The sequence below is a fragment of the Streptomyces sp. SCPE 10 genome, assembly GCF_051980735.1.
In the GTDB taxonomy this organism is placed as follows: domain Bacteria; phylum Actinomycetota; class Actinomycetes; order Streptomycetales; family Streptomycetaceae; genus Streptomyces; species Streptomyces misionensis.
Genome location: NZ_CP197069.1, coordinates 2,679,476 through 2,702,854 on the forward strand (window position 1 = coordinate 2,679,476; position 23,379 = coordinate 2,702,854).

The 23,379-nt window shown below is 72.1% G+C and carries 24 protein-coding genes; 6 read left to right on the forward strand and 18 right to left on the reverse strand.

Annotation, left to right across the window (positions count from 1 at the left end; genetic code table 11):
- Positions 1-2: 2 nt before the first annotated feature.
- A complete protein-coding gene (locus tag ACSP97_RS12585) occupies positions 3-686 on the reverse strand; it encodes an HAD family hydrolase (protein WP_355144582.1) in 684 nt (227 codons plus the stop codon).
- A gap of 394 nt (positions 687-1,080) precedes the next feature.
- On the opposite strand from ACSP97_RS12585, the gene ACSP97_RS12590 reads away from it, so the two are divergent.
- Complete coding sequence (locus ACSP97_RS12590) at positions 1,081-1,689, forward strand: ScbR family autoregulator-binding transcription factor (protein ID WP_355144584.1); 609 nt, start codon at positions 1,081-1,083, stop codon at positions 1,687-1,689.
- Here the strand turns inward: ACSP97_RS12590 and ACSP97_RS12595 are convergent.
- From ACSP97_RS12595 to leuA, 3 genes are all read right to left on the reverse strand, one after another.
- Complete coding sequence (locus ACSP97_RS12595; RefSeq protein WP_440557525.1) at positions 1,668-2,894, reverse strand: sialidase family protein; 1,227 nt, start codon at positions 2,892-2,894, stop codon at positions 1,668-1,670. The genes ACSP97_RS12590 and ACSP97_RS12595 overlap by 22 nt on opposite strands.
- 70 nt (positions 2,895-2,964) lie before the next feature.
- Complete coding sequence (locus ACSP97_RS12600; RefSeq protein ID WP_355144586.1) at positions 2,965-3,660, reverse strand: TerB family tellurite resistance protein; 696 nt, start codon at positions 3,658-3,660, stop codon at positions 2,965-2,967.
- Between the two features lie 182 nt (positions 3,661-3,842).
- Positions 3,843-5,564, reverse strand: coding sequence for a 2-isopropylmalate synthase (gene leuA, locus ACSP97_RS12605; protein ID WP_440557527.1), 1,722 nt, complete (start codon positions 5,562-5,564; stop codon positions 3,843-3,845).
- Positions 5,565-5,906: 342 nt separating this feature from the next.
- Between leuA and ACSP97_RS12610 the strand changes: the two genes are divergently transcribed.
- From ACSP97_RS12610 to ACSP97_RS12620, 3 genes are all read left to right on the forward strand, one after another.
- Positions 5,907-6,977 (forward strand): M4 family metallopeptidase, encoded by a 1,071-nt coding sequence (locus ACSP97_RS12610; RefSeq protein ID WP_355144590.1) that lies wholly within the window; start codon positions 5,907-5,909, stop codon positions 6,975-6,977.
- A gap of 25 nt (positions 6,978-7,002) precedes the next feature.
- Positions 7,003-7,269, forward strand: a complete 267-nt coding sequence (locus tag ACSP97_RS12615; protein ID WP_355144592.1) for a protealysin inhibitor emfourin — start codon at positions 7,003-7,005, stop codon at positions 7,267-7,269.
- Between the two features lie 180 nt (positions 7,270-7,449).
- Positions 7,450-8,028: a TetR/AcrR family transcriptional regulator gene (locus ACSP97_RS12620; protein WP_440557529.1), complete on the forward strand. Its 579-nt coding sequence runs from the start codon at positions 7,450-7,452 to the stop codon at positions 8,026-8,028.
- Between the two features lie 63 nt (positions 8,029-8,091).
- Here the strand turns inward: ACSP97_RS12620 and ACSP97_RS12625 are convergent, their stop codons facing one another.
- Positions 8,092-9,105: a hypothetical protein gene (locus ACSP97_RS12625; protein WP_440557531.1), complete on the reverse strand. Its 1,014-nt coding sequence runs from the start codon at positions 9,103-9,105 to the stop codon at positions 8,092-8,094.
- 130 nt (positions 9,106-9,235) lie between these two features.
- Between ACSP97_RS12625 and ACSP97_RS12630 the strand changes: the two genes are divergently transcribed.
- On the forward strand, positions 9,236-10,549 hold the full coding sequence (locus ACSP97_RS12630) for a GH1 family beta-glucosidase (RefSeq protein ID WP_440557533.1): 1,314 nt from the start codon (positions 9,236-9,238) through the stop codon (positions 10,547-10,549).
- 93 nt (positions 10,550-10,642) lie between these two features.
- Here the strand turns inward: ACSP97_RS12630 and ACSP97_RS12635 are convergent, their stop codons facing one another.
- The 5 genes from ACSP97_RS12635 to ACSP97_RS12655 all read right to left on the reverse strand — a co-directional run bounded on the left by ACSP97_RS12635 (position 10,643) and on the right by ACSP97_RS12655 (position 14,067).
- Complete coding sequence (locus ACSP97_RS12635; RefSeq protein ID WP_391870034.1) at positions 10,643-11,164, reverse strand: hypothetical protein; 522 nt, start codon at positions 11,162-11,164, stop codon at positions 10,643-10,645.
- A gap of 5 nt (positions 11,165-11,169) precedes the next feature.
- Positions 11,170-11,679, reverse strand: coding sequence for a nuclear transport factor 2 family protein (locus ACSP97_RS12640; RefSeq protein ID WP_358271282.1), 510 nt, complete (start codon positions 11,677-11,679; stop codon positions 11,170-11,172).
- Positions 11,680-11,726: 47 nt separating this feature from the next.
- A complete protein-coding gene (gene era, locus ACSP97_RS12645) occupies positions 11,727-12,680 on the reverse strand; it encodes a GTPase Era (RefSeq protein ID WP_355144604.1) in 954 nt (317 codons plus the stop codon).
- A 126-nt stretch (positions 12,681-12,806) separates the two neighbouring features.
- Positions 12,807-13,160: a cytidine deaminase gene (locus ACSP97_RS12650; RefSeq protein ID WP_355144606.1), complete on the reverse strand. Its 354-nt coding sequence runs from the start codon at positions 13,158-13,160 to the stop codon at positions 12,807-12,809.
- A 28-nt stretch (positions 13,161-13,188) separates the two neighbouring features.
- Positions 13,189-14,067: a helix-turn-helix transcriptional regulator gene (locus ACSP97_RS12655; protein WP_355144608.1), complete on the reverse strand. Its 879-nt coding sequence runs from the start codon at positions 14,065-14,067 to the stop codon at positions 13,189-13,191.
- A gap of 95 nt (positions 14,068-14,162) precedes the next feature.
- Here ACSP97_RS12655 and ACSP97_RS12660 point away from each other — a divergent pair, with 95 nt between their 5' ends.
- Complete coding sequence (locus tag ACSP97_RS12660; RefSeq protein ID WP_440557535.1) at positions 14,163-15,611, forward strand: MFS transporter; 1,449 nt, start codon at positions 14,163-14,165, stop codon at positions 15,609-15,611.
- On the opposite strand, the gene ACSP97_RS12665 is transcribed toward ACSP97_RS12660, so the two are convergent.
- The 8 genes from ACSP97_RS12665 to ACSP97_RS12700 all read right to left on the reverse strand — a co-directional run bounded on the left by ACSP97_RS12665 (position 15,596) and on the right by ACSP97_RS12700 (position 23,376).
- Entirely contained in the window at positions 15,596-16,615 is a 1,020-nt protein-coding gene (locus ACSP97_RS12665; RefSeq protein ID WP_382009626.1) for a S66 family peptidase, read from the reverse strand. The two genes, ACSP97_RS12660 and ACSP97_RS12665, sit on opposite strands and share 16 nt — an antisense overlap.
- Before the next feature lie 39 nt (positions 16,616-16,654).
- Positions 16,655-17,014 (reverse strand): MmcQ/YjbR family DNA-binding protein, encoded by a 360-nt coding sequence (locus tag ACSP97_RS12670; protein ID WP_070027027.1) that lies wholly within the window; start codon positions 17,012-17,014, stop codon positions 16,655-16,657.
- Complete coding sequence (locus ACSP97_RS12675; protein ID WP_355144615.1) at positions 17,011-18,306, reverse strand: hemolysin family protein; 1,296 nt, start codon at positions 18,304-18,306, stop codon at positions 17,011-17,013. The genes ACSP97_RS12670 and ACSP97_RS12675 overlap by 4 nt, the downstream gene beginning before the upstream one ends.
- Before the next feature lie 9 nt (positions 18,307-18,315).
- Positions 18,316-18,813 carry an rRNA maturation RNase YbeY gene (ybeY, locus tag ACSP97_RS12680; RefSeq protein ID WP_355144617.1) on the reverse strand — a complete coding sequence of 166 codons (498 nt, stop codon included), beginning with the start codon at positions 18,811-18,813 and terminating at the stop codon, positions 18,316-18,318.
- Positions 18,814-18,825: 12 nt separating this feature from the next.
- The gene (locus ACSP97_RS12685) at positions 18,826-19,905 is read right to left on the reverse strand and encodes a PhoH family protein (RefSeq protein ID WP_355144619.1); all 1,080 of its coding nucleotides are present in this window, start codon (positions 19,903-19,905) and stop codon (positions 18,826-18,828) included.
- A gap of 147 nt (positions 19,906-20,052) precedes the next feature.
- A complete protein-coding gene (locus ACSP97_RS12690; protein WP_382009631.1) occupies positions 20,053-21,195 on the reverse strand; it encodes a carbohydrate kinase family protein in 1,143 nt (380 codons plus the stop codon).
- Positions 21,196-21,460: 265 nt separating this feature from the next.
- Positions 21,461-22,450: an adenosine deaminase gene (locus ACSP97_RS12695; protein ID WP_355327311.1), complete on the reverse strand. Its 990-nt coding sequence runs from the start codon at positions 22,448-22,450 to the stop codon at positions 21,461-21,463.
- Between the two features lie 20 nt (positions 22,451-22,470).
- Entirely contained in the window at positions 22,471-23,376 is a 906-nt protein-coding gene (locus ACSP97_RS12700; protein WP_355327314.1) for a ribonuclease Z, read from the reverse strand.
- Positions 23,377-23,379 lie beyond the last annotated feature (3 nt).

Genomic DNA, 23,379 nt, shown 5'->3' on the forward strand with positions numbered 1-23,379 from the left:
CCTCAGTTCGCCTCGGCCCAGGTCAGCAGCTCGGGCGTGTGCAGCGAGGGCAGCCACAGGTCGGCCCGCTCGGCGCCGTCGCCGGGCGGGCGGGGGCCGACCCCGAGCACCCGCAGTCCGGCGGTGCGGGCCGACTCCACGCCGGTCAGGGAGTCCTCGACGGCCAGCGCCTCCTCCGGCGGGACACCGCACAGGCGGGCCGCGAGGGCGTAGACGTCCGGCCAGGGTTTGGGGCGCACCTCGGCGTCCCCCGAGTCCGGGACGACGATGTGCTGGAAGTACCCGCGCAGCCCGGCCCGCTCCAGGCTGCCCTCCACCACCACCATCGGGCAGTTGCTGGCCACGGCCAGCGGCATCCGGCCGGCCAGCAGCCGGACCAGGTGGGCGGCGCCCGGCATGGTCACCGGGTCGTCGGTGACCAGCTCCAGGAAGTGGTCCAGGAGGGCCGCCGTCAGGCCGTCCGTCAGCTCGGGCTTGTGCACCGACTCGGCCATCAGCCGGCCGCAGTCCGCGTAGTGCACTCCCTTGGCCTGTTCCGCGAAGCCCGGTGGTGGCTGGAGCCCGAATTCCCGGAAGGCCAGGTTCCGGGCTTCCTGCCAATGGCGTTCGCTGTCCATCAGAGTGCCGTCGCAGTCGAAGACGACGGCTCGTGGCGACCAGTCGAGCAGTTGGGCCGTGGTGGTCACAGTGGCCTCCTATGCACCTCGCTTGAAAGGGATGTGCGACATTCCCGGCTGTCCGCAGGAAGCGGAAAGATAGCGATGACTACGTTATTTTCACGGTGGCAAATCAGGCAATAACCCCATAGAGCGACTCGACGGCGGCGGCTTTCGGGTGTATGGCGGCATGGCCGCCCGCACCTTCCGTGTCGCCAAATCGACTTGTTCGCATGGCAGTTGACGCATATGCGGGAGACATGCGACGCCGCCGTGGGGCGCGGCCCTTACCACTCGACCGCGTTGGTCTTCGAAAGAAATACGTAATTACCGCCCGAGGGTGGTTCCTGTTTGCTCCGGGCGTACGCGGGCGCATTACATTCGTGGCAAGTCAGAAGAGCCGAGCGAGGGCGGGCGGGAAACGGTGCAGAAACGGGCCAAGGCAACCCGCAGATCACTCCTGGAGGCGGCGGCCCAGCTCTTCGCGGAACAGGGCTACGCGGGGACCAGCGTCAACGACATAAGCGCACGGTCGGGCCGGACCAGCGGCGCCGTCTACTTCCACTACGCCAGCAAGGAGGGCATCGCGCTCGCCGTCGTCCGGGACCGGTTCGCCACCTGGTCCCAGCTCACCACGGCGTACGCGGACCGGGCGGTGCCGCCGGTGGAACGCCTCGTCGGCCTCAGCTACGACATCGCCCGCGCCCTCGCCGAGGACCCGGTGACGCGCGCGGGCGCCCGACTGTGGGCCGAGCGCGCCACCATCGACGCCCCGCTGCCCGACCCGTTCGCGCTCTGGACCGCCGCCGCCACCCGGCTGCTCGCCGAGGCCCGGCTGGCCGGCCAGGTGGCCCCGCACGTCCGGCCCGCCCCCACCGCGCGGGCCCTGGTGCGCGCCTTCTTCGGCCTGTGCTCGCTCACCGAGGCGCTGGAGGGCGCGGCCACCGTCACCGACCGGCTCACCGACTGGTGGCAGCTGACCCTGCCCTCGCTGCGGCCCGCGCCGGGGACTCACCGGCCGGCGGGAGGGTGACCGCCGATCCCGGTCACCCGGTGGAACTCCAGGGCGTCGTAGGGACCCGTCTCGTACAGGACGCCGACCGTGCCGGGACCGAGCTGGACCAGGTCGGAGTAGGCCGCCGGGCCGTCGGACAGGGTGGCCAGGCGGGTGAAGGTGCGGCCGGCGTCGGCGCTGGACCACAGCGCCATGGCACGCCGCTCGGTCGGCACGCAGGGCCCGGAGAACAGCAGCGGGGCGCCGTCCTCCCGGAGCTGGAGCACGCTGCCCTGGACCACGGGCACGTCGTTCAGGGTGGGCTGGGGGGCATAGGGGCGGTCGAGGGTGGCGCCGCCGTCCGAGGAGTAGCTGTCGAGGCGGTTGCCTGGAGCGCCGCCGTTCTGGTCGCGGGCGCTGAAGTACACGCGCCCGTCAGGCAGTTGGGTGGCGCTGGTCTCGTTCACGTTGACGGTCCCGGCGGGGCCGGTGGCCTGGTAGCCGAGGTGCCAGGTGATGCCGCCGTCGTCGCTGTAGAGGGCGTGACCGGCGTAGTGCCGGGCCTCCCTGCCGGTGTCCTTCGAGCCCCGGGCCGGCGCGGTGGAGTGGTTGGCCGGGACCAGGAGGCGGCCGGGGGCACCCCCCGCGGGGGAGTGCGGGCCCCGGGTGAGGGCGACGGCGTGGCCCGGTCCGGTCGCGTACCAGCGCCAGCCGGGCCGCTTCACCGCGTCCGTGATGTCCCGCGGCGGGGTGAAGGTGCGGCCGTCGTCCGTGCTGCGCTGCACGTACACCCGGCGGCCCCGGGCCGCCGTGACCTCGCCGCGCATGATCTGCGCCTCGGTGACGTCCCCCGCGTTTCCACAGGTCACCAGGACGATGTCGCCGGTGCGCGGGTCCACGACGGGCGCCGGGTTGCCCCGGGTGTTCCCGTTCCCCGCGGCCACCACGGCGAGCGGGCCCCAGGTGCGGCCGCCGTCGGTGGAGCGGCGCAGCACGACGTCGATGTCCCCGCTGTCGCCGGAGCCGTCGCGCCTGCCCTCGGCGAAGGCGAGGACCGTGCCGCGCCGGGTGCTCACCAGCGCGGGGATGCGGTAGGCGGCGTAGCCTCCCCGGCCCGAGACGTAGGGCCGCGAGGAGGCGCGGCGCGCGACCGGCTCACGGGGCGTGGCGCGGGCGGGTTCCGGGATCACGGGGGCGGCGAGGAGCGGAAGGCCGGTGAGGAGGGCGCGGCGCGGCAGTGTCACGCCGTGATGCTGCCCGGCCGGGACGGGCTCGCCTTACTCCTTTCGAGCTAATGATCCGGTGGTCCGGGACTCAGGAGGGTGTCCGGGCGGCCGCCAGCAGCCGGGTGACGTCCTCGGCCGGGAGGGTCAGGGCCGCGCCGACCGTGGTGAGGGCGTCGCGCTCGGCGGGGGTGTAGGGGCCGTCGGCGAGGGCGATGTGGGCGCCCTGGAGGAGCAGGGCCTCGCGCCCGGCCGGGGCCAGGTGCGGGGCGAGCGGGTCCAGCGCCTCGTGCAGCTCTATGGTCAGGCTGGCGCCGCAGGGCTCGCCCAGCACCCGGCCGGTGTCGGCGGCCAGGGCGTCGACCAGGGCGGCGAGCTGCTCCTCGGTGCAGTCGTCGACACCGCCCGCGCGGACCGCGGCGCAGGCCGTCTCCAGGGGCGCCCGGGAACCGGTGCCGCCCGCGGCGAGGACCGCGAGGGCCACGGTGTGCACGCCGTCGCGGAGCATCGCGGAGAAGCGGCGGGTGGTGGGGTGGTCGAGGACCTCGGGGCCGTAGTGGTGGCCGCAGTCGGCGCACTCCACGACGGGCCCGGTCGTGCCGCGCGGCAGCACGGGCACCCCGAACACGGTGAGCCTGCGGCGCCCGGTGAGCCGCTGGTAGTTGCGGTCGCCCCCGCAGCCCGGGCAGTAGAACTCGCCGTCGCCCACGGGAGTCCATGCGGTGCGGGTGCCCAGGACGCGCAGAGCCCTGGTGTCACGGCCGTCTCGTCCCCGTACTGGCAGCACGTCGCACCTCCCTAGAGCACGGCACCATCGCCGCGCTGGCGTGATGTTAGCCACATCGCGCGGCGGAGTCAGTACCTCGTACGAGACCAATCCGTGACCTGTCCGGCCCCGTGGCCGAGAAACGACGAGCCCCGGCCGCCGTGCGAGGCGACCGGGGCCGGGAAACCGCCGGTGGGAGTGGGTCAGCGGGCGGCTCGGTTGACGGCCGAGACGACCGCCTTCAGTGAGGCACGCGTCGTGTTCGCGTCGATGCCGATGCCCCACAGGACCTGGCCGTCGATCGCGCACTCGATGTAGGAGGCGGCCTGCGCGGAGGCGCCCTCGCTCATCGTGTGCTCCTGGTAGTCCAGCAGGCGTACGTCGACGCCGATGGTGTGCAGGGCGTCGAAGAAGGCCGAGATCGGACCGTTGCCGGAACCGGTCAGCACGCGGTCCTCGCAGTCCACGGTGGCATCGACGGTGAGCGTGTCCACGCCGTCGTTGTCGGTGGTCGACTGGCCCGTCCTGACCTGGATGCGGCCCCAGGGGTTCTCCGGGTTGGGCAGGTACTCGTCCTGGAAGACCGACCAGATCTCCTTCGGGGTGATCTCGCCGCCCTCGGCGTCCGTCTTCGCCTGGATGATCTTCGAGAACTCGATCTGCATCCGGCGCGGCAGGTCCAGCTTGTGGTCGTTCTTCAGGACGTAGGAGATACCGCCCTTGCCGGACTGCGAGTTGACGCGGATGACCGCCTCGTAGGAACGGCCGACGTCCTTCGGGTCGATGGGCAGGTACGGCACCGCCCACTCCAGGTCGTCCACCGTGACGCCCTTGGCCCTGGCGTCGGCCTCCATGGCGTCGAAGCCCTTCTTGATGGCGTCCTGGTGGGAGCCGGAGAAGGACGTGTAGACCAGGTCGCCCACGTACGGGTGGCGCGGGTGGACCTCCATCTGGTTGCAGTACTCCCACGTACGACGGATCTCGTCGATGTCGGAGAAGTCGATCTGCGGGTCGACGCCCTGGGAGAACAGGTTCATGCCCAGGGTGACCAGGTCGACGTTGCCGGTGCGCTCGCCCTGGCCGAACAGGCAGCCCTCGACGCGGTCGGCGCCGGCCATCAGCGCCAGCTCGGCCGCCGCCACCGCCGTGCCGCGGTCGTTGTGCGGGTGCACGGACAGGCAGACGTACTCGCGGCGGGACAGGTTGCGGTGCATCCACTCGAAGCGGTCCGCGTGCGTGGACGGGGTCGAACGCTCCACCGTGGCGGGCAGGTTGAGGATGATCTCGCGGCCCGGACCGGGCTGGTAGACGTCCATGACCGCCTCGCAGACCTCCAGCGCGAAGTCCAGCTCGGTGTCGGTGAAGATCTCCGGCGAGTACTGGTAGCCGAACTCGGTCTCGGGGCCCAGCAGTTTCTCGGCGTACTCCATCACCAGGCGGGTGCCGTCGACGGCGATCTGCTTGATGTCGTCCTTGGAGCCGCGGAAGACGACCCGGCGGAAGACCGGGGCGGTGGCGTTGTACAGGTGGACGGTGGCGCGCCGCGCGCCCTTCAGGGACTCCACGGTCCGCTCGATCAGGTCCTCGCGGGCCTGGGTCAGTACGGAGATCGTCACGTCCTCGGGGATCGCGCCCTCTTCCTCGATGATCGAGCGCACGAAGTCGAAGTCGGTCTGGCCGGAGGCGGGGAAGCCGACCTCGATCTCCTTGTAGCCCATCTTGACCAGCTGGTCGAACATCCGGCGCTTGCGCTCGGGCGACATGGGGTCGATCAGGGCCTGGTTGCCGTCGCGCAGGTCGGTGGAGAGCCAGCGGGGGGCGACGGTGATCCGCTGGTCCGGCCAGGTGCGGTCCGGGATGTCCACCTGGTCGTAGCGGCCGTACTTGTGGACCGGCATGGAACTGGGCTGCTGGCGGTTGGCCATGGTGCGGGGCTCCTCGATGGGTCTGGCAGATGTCCGACTGGACGGCCGACGACGCGACGCCAAGCTCCGCGGGGAGGGAGTCGGCCTCGACTACAGACCCTCGCCGCGGCAGCTAAGGAGAAGCAGCCCGAAAAGCATGATGCAGCGCAGCCTAGCCGATGCCTTCCAGCATCCGGGGACGCGTTCCAGTATGCGGGACCGAGGAACTAAAGGGGACAAAAAGTGCATGGCATCACATCGCCCTACCACATCGTCACGCCCTGTCGCGCCCACTGTCCCGGTATTTCACCAATGATGGTTGCGAGTAGTGACATCGGCGTCACTCAGTGCGATGGTCGGTACATGACGACGAACGGGGGCTTCAAGCCCGTCTTCTGCACGATCGTCCCGCCGCACGTACTCGACCGGCTATCCCAGGCCCAGGACCCGGACCTGTCGGCACCCGCCCGCCGCTCCCTGGAGCACGACGCCGCCCAGCGCACCCGGCGCCGGCTGACCACGGTGCTCGGCGCGACCGCCGTCGCCCCGCCCAAGGGGGCCGCCGCCGACCGTCCGCACCGCACCATCTACGACACCCACCACACCCAGGACCTGCCCGGCACCAAGGTCCGCGAGGAGGGCTCCGACCCGGGCAAGGACGCCTCCGTCAACCGCGCCTACGCCGGCCTCGGCGCCACCTTCGACCTGTATCTGAAGGTCTACGGCCGCCGGTCCATCGACGGCAACGGCCTCCCGCTCGACGCCACCGTGCACTACGGCGAGGGCTACGACAACGCCTTCTGGAACGGCGAGCAGATGGTGTTCGGCGACGGCGACGGCAAGGTCTTCCTGGACTTCACCATCCCGGTCGACGTCATCGGCCACGAACTGACCCACGGCGTCACCCAGCACACCGCGAACCTGGAGTACTTCGGCCAGTCCGGCGCGCTCAACGAGTCGATCTCCGATGTCTTCGGCTCGCTGATCAAGCAGTACTCGCTGGGCCAGACCGCCGCCGAGGCCGACTGGCTGATCGGCGCCGGGCTGCTCGCCCCGGGCGTGCACGGCACCGCGCTGCGCTCGATGAAGGCACCGGGCACGGCGTACGACGACCCGAACCTCGGCAAGGACCCGCAGCCCGGCAGCATGGACCACTATGTGCGCACCGGCCGCGACAACGGCGGCGTGCACATCAACTCCGGCATCCCGAACCATGCCTTCTACCTGGCCGCCAAGGCCCTCGGCGGGCACGCCTGGGAGAAGGCCGGGCAGATCTGGTACGACACGGTGACCGGCGGCGAGCTGAAGTCGGACGCCCAGTTCGCGGACTTCGCCAAGCTCACCCTGAAGGCGGCGCGCCACCGCTACGGCGGCGGGGACGAGGCGGAGGCCATCGAGAAGGCCTGGGAACAGGTCGGAGTGCACACACGCTAGCCCCGCGCACTGCGACACTGGACCCATGCGGATTCAGGTGAGGCGCACAGGCGGTTTCGCCGGCATCGAGCGCCGGGCCGAGGTGGACACCTCGGCCCGGCCCGACGCCCCGGACTGGGACGGCCTGGCCGCGCGCGTGCTCGCGTCCGGCCACGGCACCCCGCCGGCCGGCGTCCCGGACGGCTTCAGCTACGAGATCACCGTGGACGGCCGCACGGTGTACGCGGCCGACCCCCGACTGACCGACGAGCAGCGGGAGTTGATCTCCTGGGTGCTCAAGGAGGGCGCGTAGGCCCTGCCTTCGAAGCACGGCGTTCCGGCCCTTTGCCGGTGACGCATTGAGCCGAGCACGGCCGGCCCCCCGGGAACCGGTGGGTGTCAGGGCTGCTCTGCGGGAAAGTGACGGGACCATTGTCCCGTCACTGCCTCTGCAGGGCGATGGGACGGGTGTCCCATCACCTATGCTGGTCTCATGGCTAGATGGCAACCGGGAGCGGCCCAGCGACTCGTCGTCGCGGCCGTCGACCTGTTCACCGAGCAGGGATACGACGCCACCACGGTGACGCAGATCGCCGAGCGCGCCGGCGTCACCAAGAGCACCTTCTTCCGGCACTTCTCCGACAAGCGCGAACTGCTGGTCGCCGGCCAGGAAACGCTCAGCAGGCTCCTCGCCGACGGCATCACCGAGGCCCCGGCGGACGCCAGCCCGCTCCAGGCGGTGGCAGCCGGACTCGAGCGCGCGTCGAGCGCCATGGGGCCGGCGAACCGCGAACTCGGTCCCCGCCTCAAGGCAGCCGTGGCGGCCAGCACCGAACTGCAAGAGCGCGATGCCCTCAAGAGCGTCGGTCTCGCGGCCGCCATGACAACCGCGCTCGTCGCCCGCGGCGTCCCCGAACCCACCGCCCACCTCGCAGCCGAGCTGGGAGTCCTCGCGTTCAAGCGTGGCTACGCCCAGTGGTCCGAACAAGATCATGACGACGCCGAAGGACTCGCACCACACGCACTGGCAGCCCTGGAAGACCTCCGCGCGGCAACCGCGTCACTGGGCTGACCCATGCCGCCCGGCGGAACCCGGCCGCCCAACCGGACCGCCTGCGCAGGAGGTCCTCCGCGCCTAGCAGTACCCCTTCGTGAGGAAGGGCCGCCGACCCGGAGTACCGAGGTCGAGCGGGATGTCGACATGGCTCGGCAGGTCGGCGAAGGATGCGTTGGGGAGGATGAACTCCCGTCCGGTGTACCGCTGTCGTACCGTCTGCGCCGCGGCGGGCCGGCACACGAACGGGTTGGCGTACGTGTTGTAGCCAAGGCCCACACCGGTGTTGAGGAACCCGGCGTCCTGGCACTGGTACAGCGCGGCCCGCAGCGCGGCGGCGTTCCGCGGGCCGGTGTAGCGGGTCTGGAAGCCGGCGAAGCAGTCCAGCGAGGACGCCCCGTCGTACGGCGAGGGCCCGGCGGCCGCCAGCGCGTCCAGGAAGGACCGGTTGCAGCCGATCGCCGCCGAGGGCGCCGCCCCCTTGAGGAGCTGGGAGCGCCTGCACCCGGTCACGTCCTGGAAGGCGCCGACCACGTCCTCCCCCCTGCGCAGCCGCGAGTAGGCGAGCACCAGGTCCCGCTGCGCGGCGAGCGGATAGGCGTCCGTGTTCCCGAACTCCTCGTCCAGCAGCCGGAACCAGGTCTCGAAGGCCGGCACCTGCGCCCGGACCCCGGGGGGCAGGGTGTAGACGGCGAGGTCGGTCGGCGTGTCCCAGTCGTCGAGGCCCGGGTAGCCGACGAAGGACAGCACACCGATCCCGGTCTTCGGCGGCTGGTCGCCGTACCGGGCGCGCAGTTGCAGATACCGCTCCAGATTGGTGTTCGAGCCCGCCCACGCGTACCAGAAGCCGCTCGGGTAGAGGGTGGTGTCGCCCCGGGTGTGGGTGGTGCCGAACAGGGTGGGCGCCACACAGCGCACCTCGCGCGCGTCCCATGCCGCCCGGTACTCGGCCGGGGTGGAGACGCAGTCGGCCGCCCTGGCCGGACGGGGATCGGCGAGCGCGCCCGGGGCGGTGCCCAGGACGGCGAACAGGCAGGCCGCGAGCGCGGTCAGCAGGCGCCCGCGCCTCCCGGTGGTCAGCTGATGGAGAGTCATGCGGGACAGTGTCGGAACGCCGCGCCCCCGTATGCCAGTCGATTGGGCCAAGCGGCCCACACCAAAGCGCTCTGGAGCCGTCTGCCGCACGGGCGTTGACTTCGTTACCGGGGGTACGGATGATCCCGCCATGGCGACTGACACGGGCGATCCGCTCCCCCGGTTCCCGGCCGGCTTCCTGTGGGGTGTCTCCACCTCCGCCCATCAGATCGAGGGCGCGGCCGAGCTGCGCGGACCGTCCGTGTGGGACGTGTTCACCGCCGAGCCCGGCCGGGTGAAGGACGGCTCCACGGCCGCGGTGGCCTGCGACCACTACCACCGCTACCCCGAGGACGTGGCCCTGCTCGCGGGTCTCGGCGTGAACGCCTACCGTTTCTCGGTCTCCTGGCCCCGGGTCGCCTCCCCGGGCGGCCTGGACTTCTACGACCGGCTGGTGGACGAGCTGTGTGCGGCGGGCGTCCGCCCGGTGCCGACCCTCTTCCACTGGGACCTGCCCGCCGGCCTGGACTGGCTGGAGCGGGACACGGCGGCCCGCTTCGCCGACCATGTGACGGTGGTCGCCGACCGGCTGGGCGACCGGGTCACCAAGTGGATCACGCTCAACGAGCCCGCCGAACACACCCTGCTGGGCCACGCCCTGGGCGCGCACGCCCCCGGCAGGCGGCTGCTGTTCGACGCCCTCCCGGTCGCCCACCACCAGCTCCTCGCCCACGGTCTCGCGGTGCGGGCGCTGCGCGCGGCGGGCGCGCGCGACATCGGCATCGCCAACTCCCACGGGCCCACCTGGCCGGCCTCCGCCGACCCGGACGACGTGGCGGCGGCGGGCTTCTACGACACGCTGCTCAACCGCCTCTTCGCGGAGCCGGTGCTGCTGGGCGCGTACCCGGACGGGCTCGGCGAGCTGATGCCCGGGGACGTCGCCGCCGACCTGCGGGTGATCGCGGAGCCGCTCGACTGGTACGGCGTCAACTACTACGCGCCGACCCGGGTGGGCGCCCCGCTGGGCACGCGGTCGGAGTTCGGCGGCCTGGCGATTCCGGCGGAACTCCCCTTCTCGGTACGGGAGATCGGGGGCCGCGCGCTGACCGACTTCGGCTGGCCGGTGGTCCCGGAGGGGCTGACCGAGCTGCTGTGCGGCTTCCGCGACCGCTACGGCGACCGGTTGCCGCCGATCGTCATCACCGAGAACGGCTGCTCCTACGAGGGCCTGGACGACCAGGAGCGCATCGCCTACCTGGACGCCCATCTGCGCGCCCTGCACGCCGCGTTGGAGGCGGGCGTGGACGTGCGCGGCTACTTCGTCTGGTCCCTGCTGGACAACTTCGAGTGGGCCGAGGGGTACGCGCGCCGCTTCGGGCTGGTGCACGTGGACCACGACACGCTGGAGCGCACCCCGAAGGCGTCGTACCGGTGGTTCCGGGACGTGCTGCGGGCGCAGGGATGACGTGGCGCGCGGGGACGCGGCCGGACGGCGGCGCCGGCCAGGACCCGGGCGTCCTCGACGCGGCCGACGCCCTGCCCCGGGCGGCGGCCCCGGTCAGCGATAGTCCTCCGGGTGCCCCTGCATCCAGGCGTTGATCCTGTCCCGGACTCCGATGAGCCGGTCCTGGTGCTTCTTGAGGTTCTCGAAGGAGCTGTCGCCGCCGAGTTCGCGCCGCAGTCCCGCGATCCACGCGAGGGGCTGCTCGAAGTGCGCGGGCCCCTGGGGGTCGGCCTTCATCGCGGCGTCGAGGCCGCCCAGGTTGTCGAGCACCCGGTTCAGGAAGTACGCGCAGTTGCCCGGGGTGGTGCAGCCGTCGTTGTAGGTGGCCTGGAGTTCGGCGAAGGCGTCACGGACCTTCTCCGGGCCCGGTGAGGGCGCCACCGTGCTCGGGTCGGTCGGCTCCTCGGTGGCGGTGTCGGCGGCGGTGGCGGGCGCCGCCGCAGGGGCGACGCGGGTGGGCGACGCCCCCGCGTGCGGGGCCGTGCCCGGTCCGCCGGAACAGGAAAGCAGCGAGGACGCCAGGGCCACCATGAGCGTGGCCGCGCCGAGGGCGCGCCGTGCGCGGGCGTTGGTCATGTCGCCTACGACTCCTCGGCGGCCCCACTGGTTGCGCCGGCCGCCGAGATCGCGCCGAAGTCGTCCGGAAGCCGCGGAGGGGTGCCCCGCGTCCACACCACGCGCAGTGCCGCCGCGGAGATCCGCCAGCCGTCGGCCGTCCGGACCAGTTCGTTCTCGGCGTGGCCGGCGGAGACGAAGACGCCGCCCGAGCCGTCCGCCAGGACGTGGGTGCTCAACTGGGCGCCACGGGCCGTGGCCCGGTCGCCGTCGACCTCGATGACGGCGTTGGTGCCCAGGTGCACGGTGCGGTCGAACAGCGCCATGCCCCGCCGGACGCGGGCCAGCAGGGCGGCGCGGCCGTGCACGGTGCCGATGGGCATCTCCGCGGTGACGTCCTCGGTGTGGAACGCGCGCGCCCACTCCTCGTCGAACACGCCGTCGTCCAGTGAACGCAGGTAGCGGTCCAGCAGATCGGTGATCTCGGCACGGTCGGTCAGGGCCCGCAGCTGTCGCCGCATCTCTTCGGTGTCCATGCCGGAAGACTGCTTCCTCAAGCGCGCTTGAGGTCAACCGGTGCGCGTCAGAAGCCCAGCTTGCGCAGCTGCTTCGGGTCCCGCTGCCAGTCCTTGGCCACCTTGACGTGCAGGTCGAGGAAGACCGGCGTGCCCAGCAGCGCCTCGATCTGCTTGCGGGACTTGATCCCGACCTCCTTGAGCCGCTTCCCCTTCGGCCCGATGATGATGCCCTTCTGGCTGGGGCGCTCGATGTAGACGTTCGCGTGGATGTCCAGCAGGGGCCGGTCCGCCGGGCGGTCCTCGCGCGGCAGCATCTCCTCGACGACCACCGCGATGGAGTGCGGCAGTTCGTCCCGCACGCCCTCCAGCGCCGCCTCCCGGATCAGCTCGGCGACCATCACCTGCTCCGGCTCGTCCGTGAGGTCGCCCTCGGGGTAGAGCGCGGGCCCCTCGGGCAGCATCGGGACCAGCAGGTCGGCCAGCAGCTCCACCTGCCGGTCGCCGACCGCCGACACCGGCACGATCTCCGCCCACTCGATGCCCAGCTCCTTGCCCAGCTGGTCGATGGCGATCAGCTGCTCGGCGAGGGCCTTGGAGTCCACGAGGTCGGTCTTGGTGACGACGGCGACCTTGGGCGTCTTCTTGATCCCGGCCAGTTCCTTGGCGATGAACCGGTCGCCGGGCCCGATCTTCTGGTCGGCCGGCAGGCAGAACCCGATCACGTCGACCTCGGCCCACGTGGTGCGCACCACGTCGTTCAGCCGCTCGCCCAGCAGCGTGCGCGGCTTGTGCAGCCCGGGGGTGTCGACGAGGATCAGCTGGGCGTCCGGCCGGTGCACGATGCCCCGCACGGTGTGCCGGGTGGTCTGCGGCCGGTTCGAGGTGATCGCCACCTTCTGCCCGACCAGAGCGTTCGTGAGGGTGGACTTGCCCGCGTTGGGGCGGCCCACGAAGCAGGCGAAGCCGGCGCGGTGGACGGTTTCCGCCGGCTGCTCGGATGACTGGGTGCGAACGCTCATGTCGTTCATTGTCCCTGATCCCGGAGCCCCCGCCGCACCGCGAACCTCCGGTGACGCAGCGCCACCGGACCGACACGCACAAGGTTCGGTCCCGGCCGCCCTCCCGGCCGGTTCCCTCCCGCTGGTTCAGCCCGCGGCGAGGGTGGCCCGCACGGCGCCGTCCGCGCCCGCGAGCAGTACCGGCGTGCCCGCGCCCCCGAGGTCGGCCACCGCGGCCAGGTCCTCGGCCGGCACCGACTCGGCGTCGCTCACCACGGCCGCCGCCTCCAGCGAGGCCGCCCCGGACGCCACCGCCATGGCGACGGCGGTGCGCAGCGCGCTGAGCTTCAGCGAGGGCAGGTCCACCGTTCCGGCGACATAGGTGCGCCCGGTGTCGTCCCGCACGGCCGCGCCCTCGGGCACTGCGTTGCGGGCCCGCGCGGAACGGGCCAGGGTCACGATCTTGCGGTCCTCGGGGTCAAGCGCGCTGCTCTCCGTCATGCCTCGAGCATACGAAGCCCCGGGGCGCTCACCCCGCGACGGGGTACATCGCGCCCCGCCGGCCCTCCGGGGAGGCCAGCCATTCCAGCTTCTCCGCGGTGTTCGCCTCGTCCAGCGGGGTGTGCAGCACGATCATCAGATCGGGCCGGACGGGGACCTTCAGCACCGTCGACTCCACCACCAGCAGCCCGGCCAGCGGATGCGACAGCTCCTTGCGCACCTGCCCCTGGTCCTCGATGTCCCGCTCGGCCCACAGCGCCGCGAACTCCTCGCTGGCGGCGCTCACTTCGGCGAGCACCTCCTGGAACCCCTCGTCGTCGGGGCGCGCCGCGCACGCGGCCCGGAACTGCGCCACCACGGTGCGCGCGTTGCGCTCCCAGCTGTGGCTGCGCTCGCGGTACAGCGGGTCGGTGAAGAAGTCGATCAGGCAGTTCTGGGTGATGCCGGGACGCATGCCGAGCACGATCGCGGCCGCGTCGTTGTACAGCACGCAGTTGTAGTAGAGGTCCATGATGTGCGCCGGGTACGGCATCCAGGTGTCGATCAGCCGCCGCAGCCCGTCGCACATGTCCCGCTTCCCGGGCGCCACTTGGGGCGTGGGCGGGTTCAGCCCGGCCAGCAGGTACAGGTGCCGCCGCTCGGCGTCGCTGAGCCGCAGCACCCGGGCCACCGCGTCCAGGACCTGCGGGGAGACGGAGATGTCCCGCCCCTGCTCCAGCCACTGGTACCAGGAGGCGCCCACCCCGGCGAGCACCGCGACCTCCTCCCGGCGCAGTCCGGGCGTACGGCGCCGGCCGCCGCCGGCCGGCAGCCCGGCCTCCTCGGGACTGACCCGGGCACGCCGGCTCATCAGGAACTCGCGCAGTTCGTCACGCCGATGACTTCGCGTCGCCTCAGCAGCGGGCATCCGGTGCCCCTCCCCCGTCGGTGCTGTCTGGTGGTGCCACCACCACCATAAGTTCCGACTCCCCACCGGTATTCCGTCCGGCCGAAGCTCTTGCCATGGCGATCGACACCACCACCCAGACCTCCCCCGCGACGACCACCCCACCCGGCGTCCCCCGGCTGTCGACGCGTGAGAAGCTCGTCCTGTTCGTGCTGTGCGCGGCCCAGTTCATGGTCGCGCTGGACTTCTCCGTACTGAACGTGGCACTGCCCGACCTCGGCCGCGACCTCGGCATGAGCCAGTCGGCGCTCCAGTGGGCCGTCACCGCGTTCGCGCTGCCCTCCGGGGGCTTCCTGCTGCTGTTCGGGCGCGTCGGCGACCTGTTCGGGCGCCGCGGACTGTTCCTGACCGGCCTGGGCGTGTTCGGCGCGGCCTCGCTGCTGTCCACCCTCGCCTGGGACCCGGCCTCCTTCCTCGCCGGGCGCGCCCTCCAGGGGATCGGCGCGGCGGCGATCGTACCGACCGGCATGTCCCTGCTGACCACCACCTTCCCGGAGGGTCCGGCCCGCGACCGCGCCCTCGGCATCTCCGGCACCCTGCTGTCGCTGGGCTTCACCATCGGCATGGTCGCGGGCGGCACCCTCACCGACACCTTCGGCTGGCGCTCCACGATGGCCCTGCTGACGGTGTTCGCGCTGATCGTGCTGCCGCTCGCGCCGGGCCTGCTGCCGAAGACGCCGCCGCGCGGCCCGCAGGGCGCCGCGGGTGCCCCGGAGCGTCCGCGCCTGGACGTGCCCGGCGCGGTCACCGTCACCACCGGCCTGCTGTCCCTGATCTACGCCCTGTCCACCGCCGCCGACCACGGCTTCGGCCGCGCCGACGTCATCGCGGCCCTGATCACCGGTCTGGTGCTGCTGACCGCGTTCGCGATCGTGGAGTCCCGCTCGGCCGCGCCCCTGGTCTCGCTGCCGATGCTGCGCCGGCGCACGGTGGCCTGGGGCAACCTGGGCGGTCTGGTCACCTTCTCGATGATGTCCACCATCGTCTTCGTCCTGACCCTGTACCTCCAGGAGATCCTGCGTCTGTCCGCCTTCGAGACCGGTCTGGTCTTCGGCGTCCAGGGCCTGCTGTCCGTCGTGGCCGGCACCCTCGCGCCGAAGGTCATCGGCCGCCTCGGCGCCCGCCGCACCCTGGTCTGCTCACTGACCGGCCAGGGCGCCCTGATCGCGACCCTGCTCCTGCTGGACACCCACGGCTGGTCGGCGTGGCTCGCCACCGCCGCGGTCGCCCTGGCCAGCATGTGCCACCTGGGCGCGATCATCTCCTACGGCCTGACGGTCACCTCGGGCGTCCCGGACGAGGAGCAGGGCCTGGCCACCGGCCTGGTGACCTCCACGCAGCAGGTCGGCATCACGATCGGCATCCCGCTGCTGGGCGTTCTGGCCACCACCTCCGGCGACCTGCTGTCCGGCGTGCACACCGTGGTCGCCCTGGACGCGGCGATCGTCCTCGCCGCCGCGGCGCTGATCGGCCTGGCCCTGCGCCGGGCTCAGTCCAGGACCTGAACGATCTCGCTCCGCGCGGCCGTGTGCACCACACGGCCGCGCGCGCCGTTCACCAGCGGGAGGTACGGCGCCACGTGCCCGCACTCGACATCGGCGACGATCGGCACGCCGAGCGGCCCGAGCGCGTCCAGGACGGCCTCGTGCTGGGTGAGGGTCGGCGCGTCGGGGGCGCGGGTGCGGCCGACCAGGACCGCGGCCGCCCGGTCGAAGAACCCGGCGAGGCGCATGCCGTGCAGATGGCGGGCGATGGCGAGCGCGCCGTCCTCGCAGGCCTCGACGTAGACGAGCAGCGGCCCGTCGTCCGCGAGGGGTGCCGGGTCGAGGTAGCGGCTGCCGGCGAGCGGGGCGACGGTCTCGACGCAGCCGCCGATCAGCCGCCCCTCGACGTCCACGTCCCCGTCGGCGTCGAGCCGCCGCCAGCCGCCCTTTCCCTCCAGGGGTATCTCGCGCATCCCGGGGTCGCCGACCCAGTCGGGCCGGCCGCCGGTGTGGTGGCGGCCGGGCGGGGTCTGGGCGAACGGCCCGCCCTGGGGGGCGGCCACGAGGTCCAGCCAGGACAGCAGCCCCTCGGGCGTCCGGTACGGGGTCTCCATGAGGCAGTTGCCGTGCACGGTCGCCACTCCGGTCAGCAGGGTCAGCGGGGCGAGCACGGTCGACATGTCCGAGTAGCCGACGAGCCAGGTGGGCTCGGCCCGGCCGATCGCCTCGAAGTCCAGGTGGGGCATCAGGTCGATGGCCGTCTCGCCGCCCCACGGCGGCACCACGGCCCGGATCGCGGGGTCGGTCAGCATCCGCGTCAGCTCGGCGGCGCGTTCGGCCGCCGGGGCGCTGACGTGGCCGGTGCCGTCCATGCACCGGCCGACGACCACCTCGTAGCCGTGCGCCTCGACCACCGCGATCGCGGCGGCGAGGCGCGCCCTGAGGGGTCCGGCCACGCCCGAGGAGGGCGAGGTCACACCGATGCGGTCACCGGGGCGCAGCGGGCGCGGGTATCGAATGTCCATACGGGATGCTCCCGGACCCCGCGGCCATGGGGCAACCGGTCACGGCCGGTCCAGCCGCAGCCGTTGCGCCCTCGGCAGCCCCGCCACGACGAGGTCGTAGGAGTCCTCGACCAGCTCCCGCAGCAGCCGGTCCGGCAGGGCCCCGTCGGCGGTGACGGTGTTCCAGTGCCGCTTGTTCATGTGCCAGCCGGGGACGATCAGGCCCTCGTGGTCGGCGCGCAGCCGTACCGCGTCCTCCGGGTCGCACTTGAGGTTGACCGTCAGGGGCCGCGCGCCCAGGTTCGTCAGGGCGAACATCTTGCCCAGCACCTTGAAGACCGAGGTCTGCGTGTCGAACGGGAAGTCCTCCACCGCCGCGTTGAAGGACAGGCAGAAGGCGCGCAGCTCCTGAGGGGTCACTCGGGCTTCTCCTCCTCGTCGGACCCGGCGGGTTCCACCAGGACCGTGACGATCTTGTTCCGGCGGCCGGCCGACGCCTCCGCGGTCAGCTTCAGCCGCCGCTCGTCGGGGAGTTCGACCTGCGCGGACGCGCCCGCGATGGGCACCCGGCCGAGGGCCTTGGCGAGCAGTCCGCCGACGGTCTCCACGTCCTCGTCGTCGTACTCCTCCAGGCCGTACAGCTCGCCGAGGTCGGTGATGTCGAGGCGGGCGGTGACCCGGTAGCGGCCCTCGCCCAGGTCCACCACGGGCGGCAGCTCCCGGTCGTACTCGTCGGTGATCTCGCCGACGATCTCCTCCAGGATGTCCTCGATGGTGACGATGCCCGCGGTGCCGCCGTACTCGTCGATGACGACGGCGACGTGGTTGCGCTCCTTCTGCATCTCGCGCAGCAGGTCGCCGGCGTTCTTGGTGTCGGGCACGAACACGGCCGGGCGCATGGCGGTGGACACCAGGTCGCTCTCCGCCTCCCGGCTGATGTGCGTCTTGCGGACCAGGTCCTTCAGGTACACGATCCCGATGATGTCGTCCTCGCTCTCGCCGGTCACCGGGATCCGGGAGAACCCGGAGCGCAGGGCGAGGGTGAGGGCCTGCCGGATGGTCTTGAACCGCTCGATGGTCACCAGGTCGGTGCGCGGCACCATGACCTCGCGCACCAGCGTGTCGCCCAGCTCGAAGACGGAGTGCACCATGCGGCGCTCCTCGTCCTCGATCAGCGACTCCTTCTCGGCGAGGTCGACCAGCGCGCGCAGCTCCGCCTCGGAGGCGAACGGGCCGCGCCGGAAGCCCTTGCCGGGGGTCAGCGCGTTGCCGATGAGGATCAGCAGCGACGGGATCGGGCCCATCACCCGGGCCAGCGGCACCAGCACGTACGCGGCGGCGGTCGCGGTGTTCAGCGGGTGCTGGCGGCCGATGGTGCGCGGTGAGACGCCGACGGCGACGTACGACACCAGGACCATCACGGCGATGGCGACCAGCAGGGCCTGCCAGGTGGCCGCGAAGGCCTCCAGGCAGGCGTAGGTGACCAGGGCCGCGGCCGCCATCTCGCAGGCGACACGGACCAGCAGGGCCACATTGAGATAGCGGGTGGGGTCGGCGGCGACCTGCGCCAGCTTGGCGCCGCCGCGCCGCCCGGACTTCACGGCCTCCTCGGCCCGGAAGCTGGAGACCCGGGCGAGGCCCGCCTCCGCGCAGGCGGCGAGCCAGGCGACGACGACCAGCGCGATCGCGCCGATCACGATCTGCGGGGACATACGGCTCGCTTACGAGACGGTCGGCGCCGGGGAGGGCCCGGTCAGGCCGTGCTCGGCCCGCCAGCCGTCCACGATGGCGGCCTGGAGCCCGAACATCTCGGCCTTCTCGTCGGGCTCCTCGTGGTCGTAGCCGAGCAGGTGCAGCACCCCGTGGACGGTGAGCAGCTGGAGTTCCTCGTCCATGGAGTGCTTGGTGGGCGCTTCGGCTCCCTGCCTGGCGGCGACCTCCGGGCACAGCACGATGTCGCCGAGCAGCCCCTGCGGCGGCTCGTCGTCGTCCTTGCCCGGCGGACGCAGCTCGTCCATCGGGAAGGACATGACATCGGTGGGCCCGGGCAGGTCCATCCACTGGATGTGCAGCTGCTCCATGGCGTCGGCGTCCACGACGATCACCGACAACTCGGAGAGCGGGTGGATGCGCATCCGCGCGAGCGCGTAGCGGGCGATGTCGAGGATCGCCTGCTCGTCGACCTCGGTGCCGGATTCGTTGTTGACGTCGATCGACATGCTCGTGCCGGTCTACTTCCCCTGGGTGCCCTTGGCGCCGGTCCTGCCACGGCCGCCCTTGGGTGAGCCGTTCTCGGTGCCGTTCTTGCTGTCGTACTTCTCGTACGCGTCGACAATACGGCCCACCAGCTTGTGCCGGACGACATCGTGGGACGACAGCCGGGAGAAGTGGACGTCCTCGACGCCCTCCAGGATCTCCTGCACCTGCCGCAGGCCCGACTTCTGCCCGTTCGGCAGGTCGACCTGCGTCACGTCACCCGTGATCACGATCTTCGAGTCGAAGCCGAGCCGGGTGAGGAACATCTTCATCTGCTCGGGGCTCGTGTTCTGGGCCTCGTCCAGGATGATGAAGGCGTCGTTGAGCGTGCGGCCGCGCATGTACGCCAGCGGCGCGACCTCGATCGTGCCGGAGGCCATCAGCTTGGGGATGGAGTCCGGGTCGAGCATGTCGTGCAGCGCGTCGTACAGCGGGCGCAGGTACGGGTCGATCTTCTCGTAGAGCGTGCCGGGCAGGAAGCCGAGCCGCTCGCCGGCCTCGACCGCCGGACGGGTCAGGATGATCCGGTTGACCTGCTTGGACTGCAGGGCCTGCACGGCCTTGGCCATGGCCAGGTACGTCTTGCCGGTACCGGCGGGGCCGATGCCGAAGACGACGGTGTGCTTGTCGATCGCGTCGACATAGCGCTTCTGGTTGAGGGTCTTCGGGCGGATGGTGCGGCCACGCGAGGACAGGATGTTCTGCGTCAGCACCTGGGCCGGGGTCTCCGGTCCGTCGCTCGTACCGTTGTCGCTCGCCTTGAGCATGGCGATCGAGCGTTCCACTGCGTCCTCCGTCATCGGCTGCCCGGTGCGGAGCACCAGCATCATCTCGTCGAACACGCGCGAGATCAGGGCGACGTCGACGGGATCGCCGACCGCGCTGATCTCATTGCCCCGGACGTGGATGTCGGCCGCCGGGAAGGCCCTCTCGATCACGCGCAGGAGGGAGTCACCGGAACCCAGCACGGTCACCATGGGGTGCTGGGCGGGGACGGTGAACTGCGCTCTCGCCTGCTCCTGCGCGGGGGTGTGAGCTGTGGGTGTCTGTGTCATGGGCCGGCGCTGAAGGCCTGCGCTTCCTCCTGATCACGGCCGCCACGACGCAGGGCGGCCTCGTCTTCTCCAGAGTACGCCGGACGGCTGACAAGCCCGTAGGGCTTTTCTGACGTGTACCTTCCGGGCCGGCCGGCCCCCGCCCCGTCAGCCGGAGCGGCGGAACCCGATCGTGGGCACCGCCCGCCGCAGCGGCCAGGGCCGGTCCAGTTGCTCCGGCACCAGCCGGTCGAGGAACGCGTACCGGCGCAGCGCCGCCCGGTCCTGCCCCTCCACGGACTGCACCCGCCGCCACCACGCCCCGATCTCCGACCACCCCGGCGCCGACAGCGACCCCCCGAACTCCTGCACCGACAGCGCCGCCGTCAGCCCCGCGAACGCCAGCCGGTCCGCCAGCGGCCACCCCGCCAGGGACCCGGTCACGAACCCGGCGACGAACACGTCGCCCGCGCCCGTGGGGTCCAGCGCCTCCACCGCGATGGCCGGCACCTCCGCCGCCTCCCCGGTGCGCCGGTCCACCGCGTACGCCCCCTCGGACCCCAGGGTCACCACGGCCACCGGCACGTACTCGGTCAGCGCGTGCGCCGCGAGCCGCGGGCAGTCGGCGCCCGTGTACCGCTTGGCCTCCTCCGCGTTGGGCAGGAACGCCTCGCAGTGCTCCAGGTCGGGCAGCCCGGCGAGGTCCCACGCGCCGGTCTCGTCCCAGCCGACGTCGGCGAAGATCCGGGTGCCCTCCCGCGCGGCCTGCGCGATCCACGGCGCCCGCCGTCCCGGGGTGAGCGAGGCGACGGCGGCGCGGGCGCGCGGCGGGCAGTCGGGGGCCGGCTCCTCCGGCGGCGGCTCGTGCCCGTGCGAGACCATGGTCCGCTCGCCCTCGTACGCCATGGAGACCGTCACCGGCGAGTGCCAGCCGGGCACCGTGCGCGACGCGGTGAGATCGATGCCCTCGCCCTGGGCGAGCGCGTCCCAGCAGTACTCCCCGTAGTGGTCGTCCCCGAAGGCCGCGGCGAGGGAGGTGCGCAGCCCGAGACGGGCCAGGGCGCTGGCCATGTTGGCGACGCCGCCGGGGCTGGAGCCCATGCCGCGGGCCCAGGACTCGGTGCCCCGCACCGGCGCCGAGTCCAGGCCGGTGAAGATGATGTCGAGGAAGACGGTGCCCGTGAGGTAGACGTCCCAGGGCGGGTCGCCGGGCTCGCGCAGCGCGGCGAGCGGGTCGACCTGGGCCTGCCTGCGTCCGGCCTGGGTGAGGTGCTCGGGTTCCTCTCCGGTGAGGGTGTGCGACAAGGTCACGGTGCGCTCCCTGACGTGTGCGGGTCTGGCCAGTGTGCACCACGGCGACCACCGCGCACGGGCATACGGCCGGGTCCGCGCACGTGAAGAGCCCCACCCCGCACACAGCGGGATGGGGCTCGTCTGGAGCGCCGGGCAGGCCTTGCACCTGCATCTCCCCACAGGAAGTGGGGCGTCTTTCCTTGGACCACCAACGCACTGCCGGGCTCCGGGAGTTGTCCCGGCGACCTCGACATGATCAAGCATATCCCATGCCGGGGACCGCTCAGAACTCGTAGGCCGCCACCTCGGCGAGACAGCGGGCGCGGCGCTCCTCGTCGTCCTCCAGGAAGGAGGCGAGGAAGGAGTTGCGGGCCAGCTCGCGCAGCCGGTCCTCGCCCAGGTCCAGGGTCCTCGCCACGGCCCGGAAGTTGTCGTCGGCGTACCCGCCGAAGTAGGCCGGGTCGTCGGAGTTGACCGTGCACAGCAGCCCGGCGTCCAGCATGGCCGGCAGCGGGTGGTCGGCCAGGGTGTCCACGGTGCGCAGCCGGACGTTGGACAGCGGACACAGGGTGAGCGGGATGCGCTCCCGCACCAGCCGCTCCACCAGGGCCGGGTCCTCCATGCAGCGCAGCCCGTGGTCGACGCGCTCGACGCCGAGCACGTCCAGGGCCTCGGTGATGTACTGCGGCGGCCCCTCCTCGCCGGCGTGCGCCACCCGGCGCAGGCCGAGCGCGGCGGCGGCCTCGTACACCTCGCGGAACTTCGCCGGCGGGTGCCCGACCTCGGCGGAGTCCAGCCCGATGCCGGTGATCCGGTCCAGGTACGGCCGCGCGGCCTCCAGGGTCTCCAGCGCGGACTGTGCGGACTCGTCGCGCAGGAAGCACAGGATCAGCCGGGTGGAGACGCCGTGGTTCTCCTCGCTGCGGCCGAGCGCCCGCCACAGCCCCTCCACCACCGTGCCCATGGTCAGGCCCCGGGCGAGGTGGGCCTGCGGGTCGAAGAAGATCTCCGCGTGCCGCACGCCCTGCGCGGCGGCGCGGGCCAGATAGGCGTTGGCCAGGTCCTCGAAGTCGCGCTCGGTGCGCAGCACGGCCATCAGCTCGTAGTACAGGTTCAGGAACGACTGGAGGTCCTGGAACCGGTAGGCCTCGCGCAGCTCGTCGGTGTCGGCGTACGCCAGCTCCACGCCGTTGCGGGCGGCCAGCTCGAAGGCCAGCTCCGGCTCCAGCGTGCCTTCGATGTGGAGGTGCAGTTCTGCTTTGGGGAGGGGCATCAGAGCATGGTACGGGCCCTTCACCGTCGTTTCGGAACCGGCACTCTCTGCAGGTCGTACGCCACGGTCAGCTCCCCCGTGTAGCCTGCGGCGCGCGCCTGCCGCTCGAACTCCTCCGGCTCCGGGTAGCGCTGGCTGAAGTGGGTCAGCACGAGGTGCCGCACCCCCGCGTCACGCGCCACGGCCGCGGCCTGACCGGCCGTCAGATGGCCGTGCTCGACGGCGAGTCGCTCGTCCTCGTCCAGGAACGTGGACTCGATGACGAGCAGGTCGCAGCCCTCTGCGAGCGCGTGCACGCCCTCGCAGAGCCGGGTGTCCATGACGAACGCGAACCGCTGTCCGCGCCGTACCTCGCTGACCTCCGCCAGCGTCACGTCGCCGAGCCGCCCCTCGCGCTGGAGCACGCCCACGTCCGGGCCCTTGATCCCGTGCGCGGCGAGCCGCTCGGGCAGCATCCGGCGGCCGTCGGGCTCGATCAGCCGGTAGCCGTAGGACTCCACCGGGTGCGACAGCTTCCGGGCCTCCAGGGTGTACGACGGCGTCACCGCGAGGGTGCCGTCGGCGGCCACCGGGGCCTCGGCGAGGCGGACGGTCTCCCGGTAGGCGGTGGCGTACCGCAGCCGGTCGAAGAAGCGCTGCCCGGAGGCCGGGTAGTGCGCGGTGACCTCGTGCGGCACCTGGTCCAGGTTGATCCGCTGGATGACCCCGGCGAGGCCGAGGGAGTGGTCGCCGTGGAAGTGGGTGACGCACAGGCGGTTCAGGTCGTGGGCGGCGACCCCGGCGCGCAGCATCTGCCGTTGGGTGCCCTCGCCGGGGTCGAACAGGATGCCCTCGCCGTCCCAGCGCAGCAGATAGCCGTTGTGGTTGCGGTGCCGGGTCGGGACCTGGCTGGCGGTGCCGAGCACCACCAGTTCACGGACGGACACGGC

Coding starts and splice junctions, on each gene's coding strand:
- leuA (WP_440557527.1), bottom strand. CDS start 5,564: ATGGCCAACCGCCAGCAGCCCAGTTCCATGCCGGTCCACAAGTACGGC.
- ACSP97_RS12610 (WP_355144590.1), top strand. CDS start 5,907: ATGACGACGAACGGGGGCTTCAAGCCCGTCTTCTGCACGATCGTCCCG.
- ACSP97_RS12615 (WP_355144592.1), top strand. CDS start 7,003: ATGCGGATTCAGGTGAGGCGCACAGGCGGTTTCGCCGGCATCGAGCGC.
- ACSP97_RS12620 (WP_440557529.1), top strand. CDS start 7,450: ATGGCTAGATGGCAACCGGGAGCGGCCCAGCGACTCGTCGTCGCGGCC.
- ACSP97_RS12625 (WP_440557531.1), bottom strand. CDS start 9,105: ATGACTCTCCATCAGCTGACCACCGGGAGGCGCGGGCGCCTGCTGACC.
- ACSP97_RS12630 (WP_440557533.1), top strand. CDS start 9,236: ATGGCGACTGACACGGGCGATCCGCTCCCCCGGTTCCCGGCCGGCTTC.
- ACSP97_RS12635 (WP_391870034.1), bottom strand. CDS start 11,164: ATGACCAACGCCCGCGCACGGCGCGCCCTCGGCGCGGCCACGCTCATG.
- ACSP97_RS12640 (WP_358271282.1), bottom strand. CDS start 11,679: ATGGACACCGAAGAGATGCGGCGACAGCTGCGGGCCCTGACCGACCGT.
- era (WP_355144604.1), bottom strand. CDS start 12,680: ATGAGCGTTCGCACCCAGTCATCCGAGCAGCCGGCGGAAACCGTCCAC.
- ACSP97_RS12650 (WP_355144606.1), bottom strand. CDS start 13,160: ATGACGGAGAGCAGCGCGCTTGACCCCGAGGACCGCAAGATCGTGACC.
- ACSP97_RS12655 (WP_355144608.1), bottom strand. CDS start 14,067: ATGCCCGCTGCTGAGGCGACGCGAAGTCATCGGCGTGACGAACTGCGC.
- ACSP97_RS12660 (WP_440557535.1), top strand. CDS start 14,163: ATGGCGATCGACACCACCACCCAGACCTCCCCCGCGACGACCACCCCA.
- ACSP97_RS12665 (WP_382009626.1), bottom strand. CDS start 16,615: ATGGACATTCGATACCCGCGCCCGCTGCGCCCCGGTGACCGCATCGGT.
- ACSP97_RS12675 (WP_355144615.1), bottom strand. CDS start 18,306: ATGTCCCCGCAGATCGTGATCGGCGCGATCGCGCTGGTCGTCGTCGCC.
- ybeY (WP_355144617.1), bottom strand. CDS start 18,813: ATGTCGATCGACGTCAACAACGAATCCGGCACCGAGGTCGACGAGCAG.
- ACSP97_RS12685 (WP_355144619.1), bottom strand. CDS start 19,905: ATGACACAGACACCCACAGCTCACACCCCCGCGCAGGAGCAGGCGAGA.
- ACSP97_RS12695 (WP_355327311.1), bottom strand. CDS start 22,450: ATGCCCCTCCCCAAAGCAGAACTGCACCTCCACATCGAAGGCACGCTG.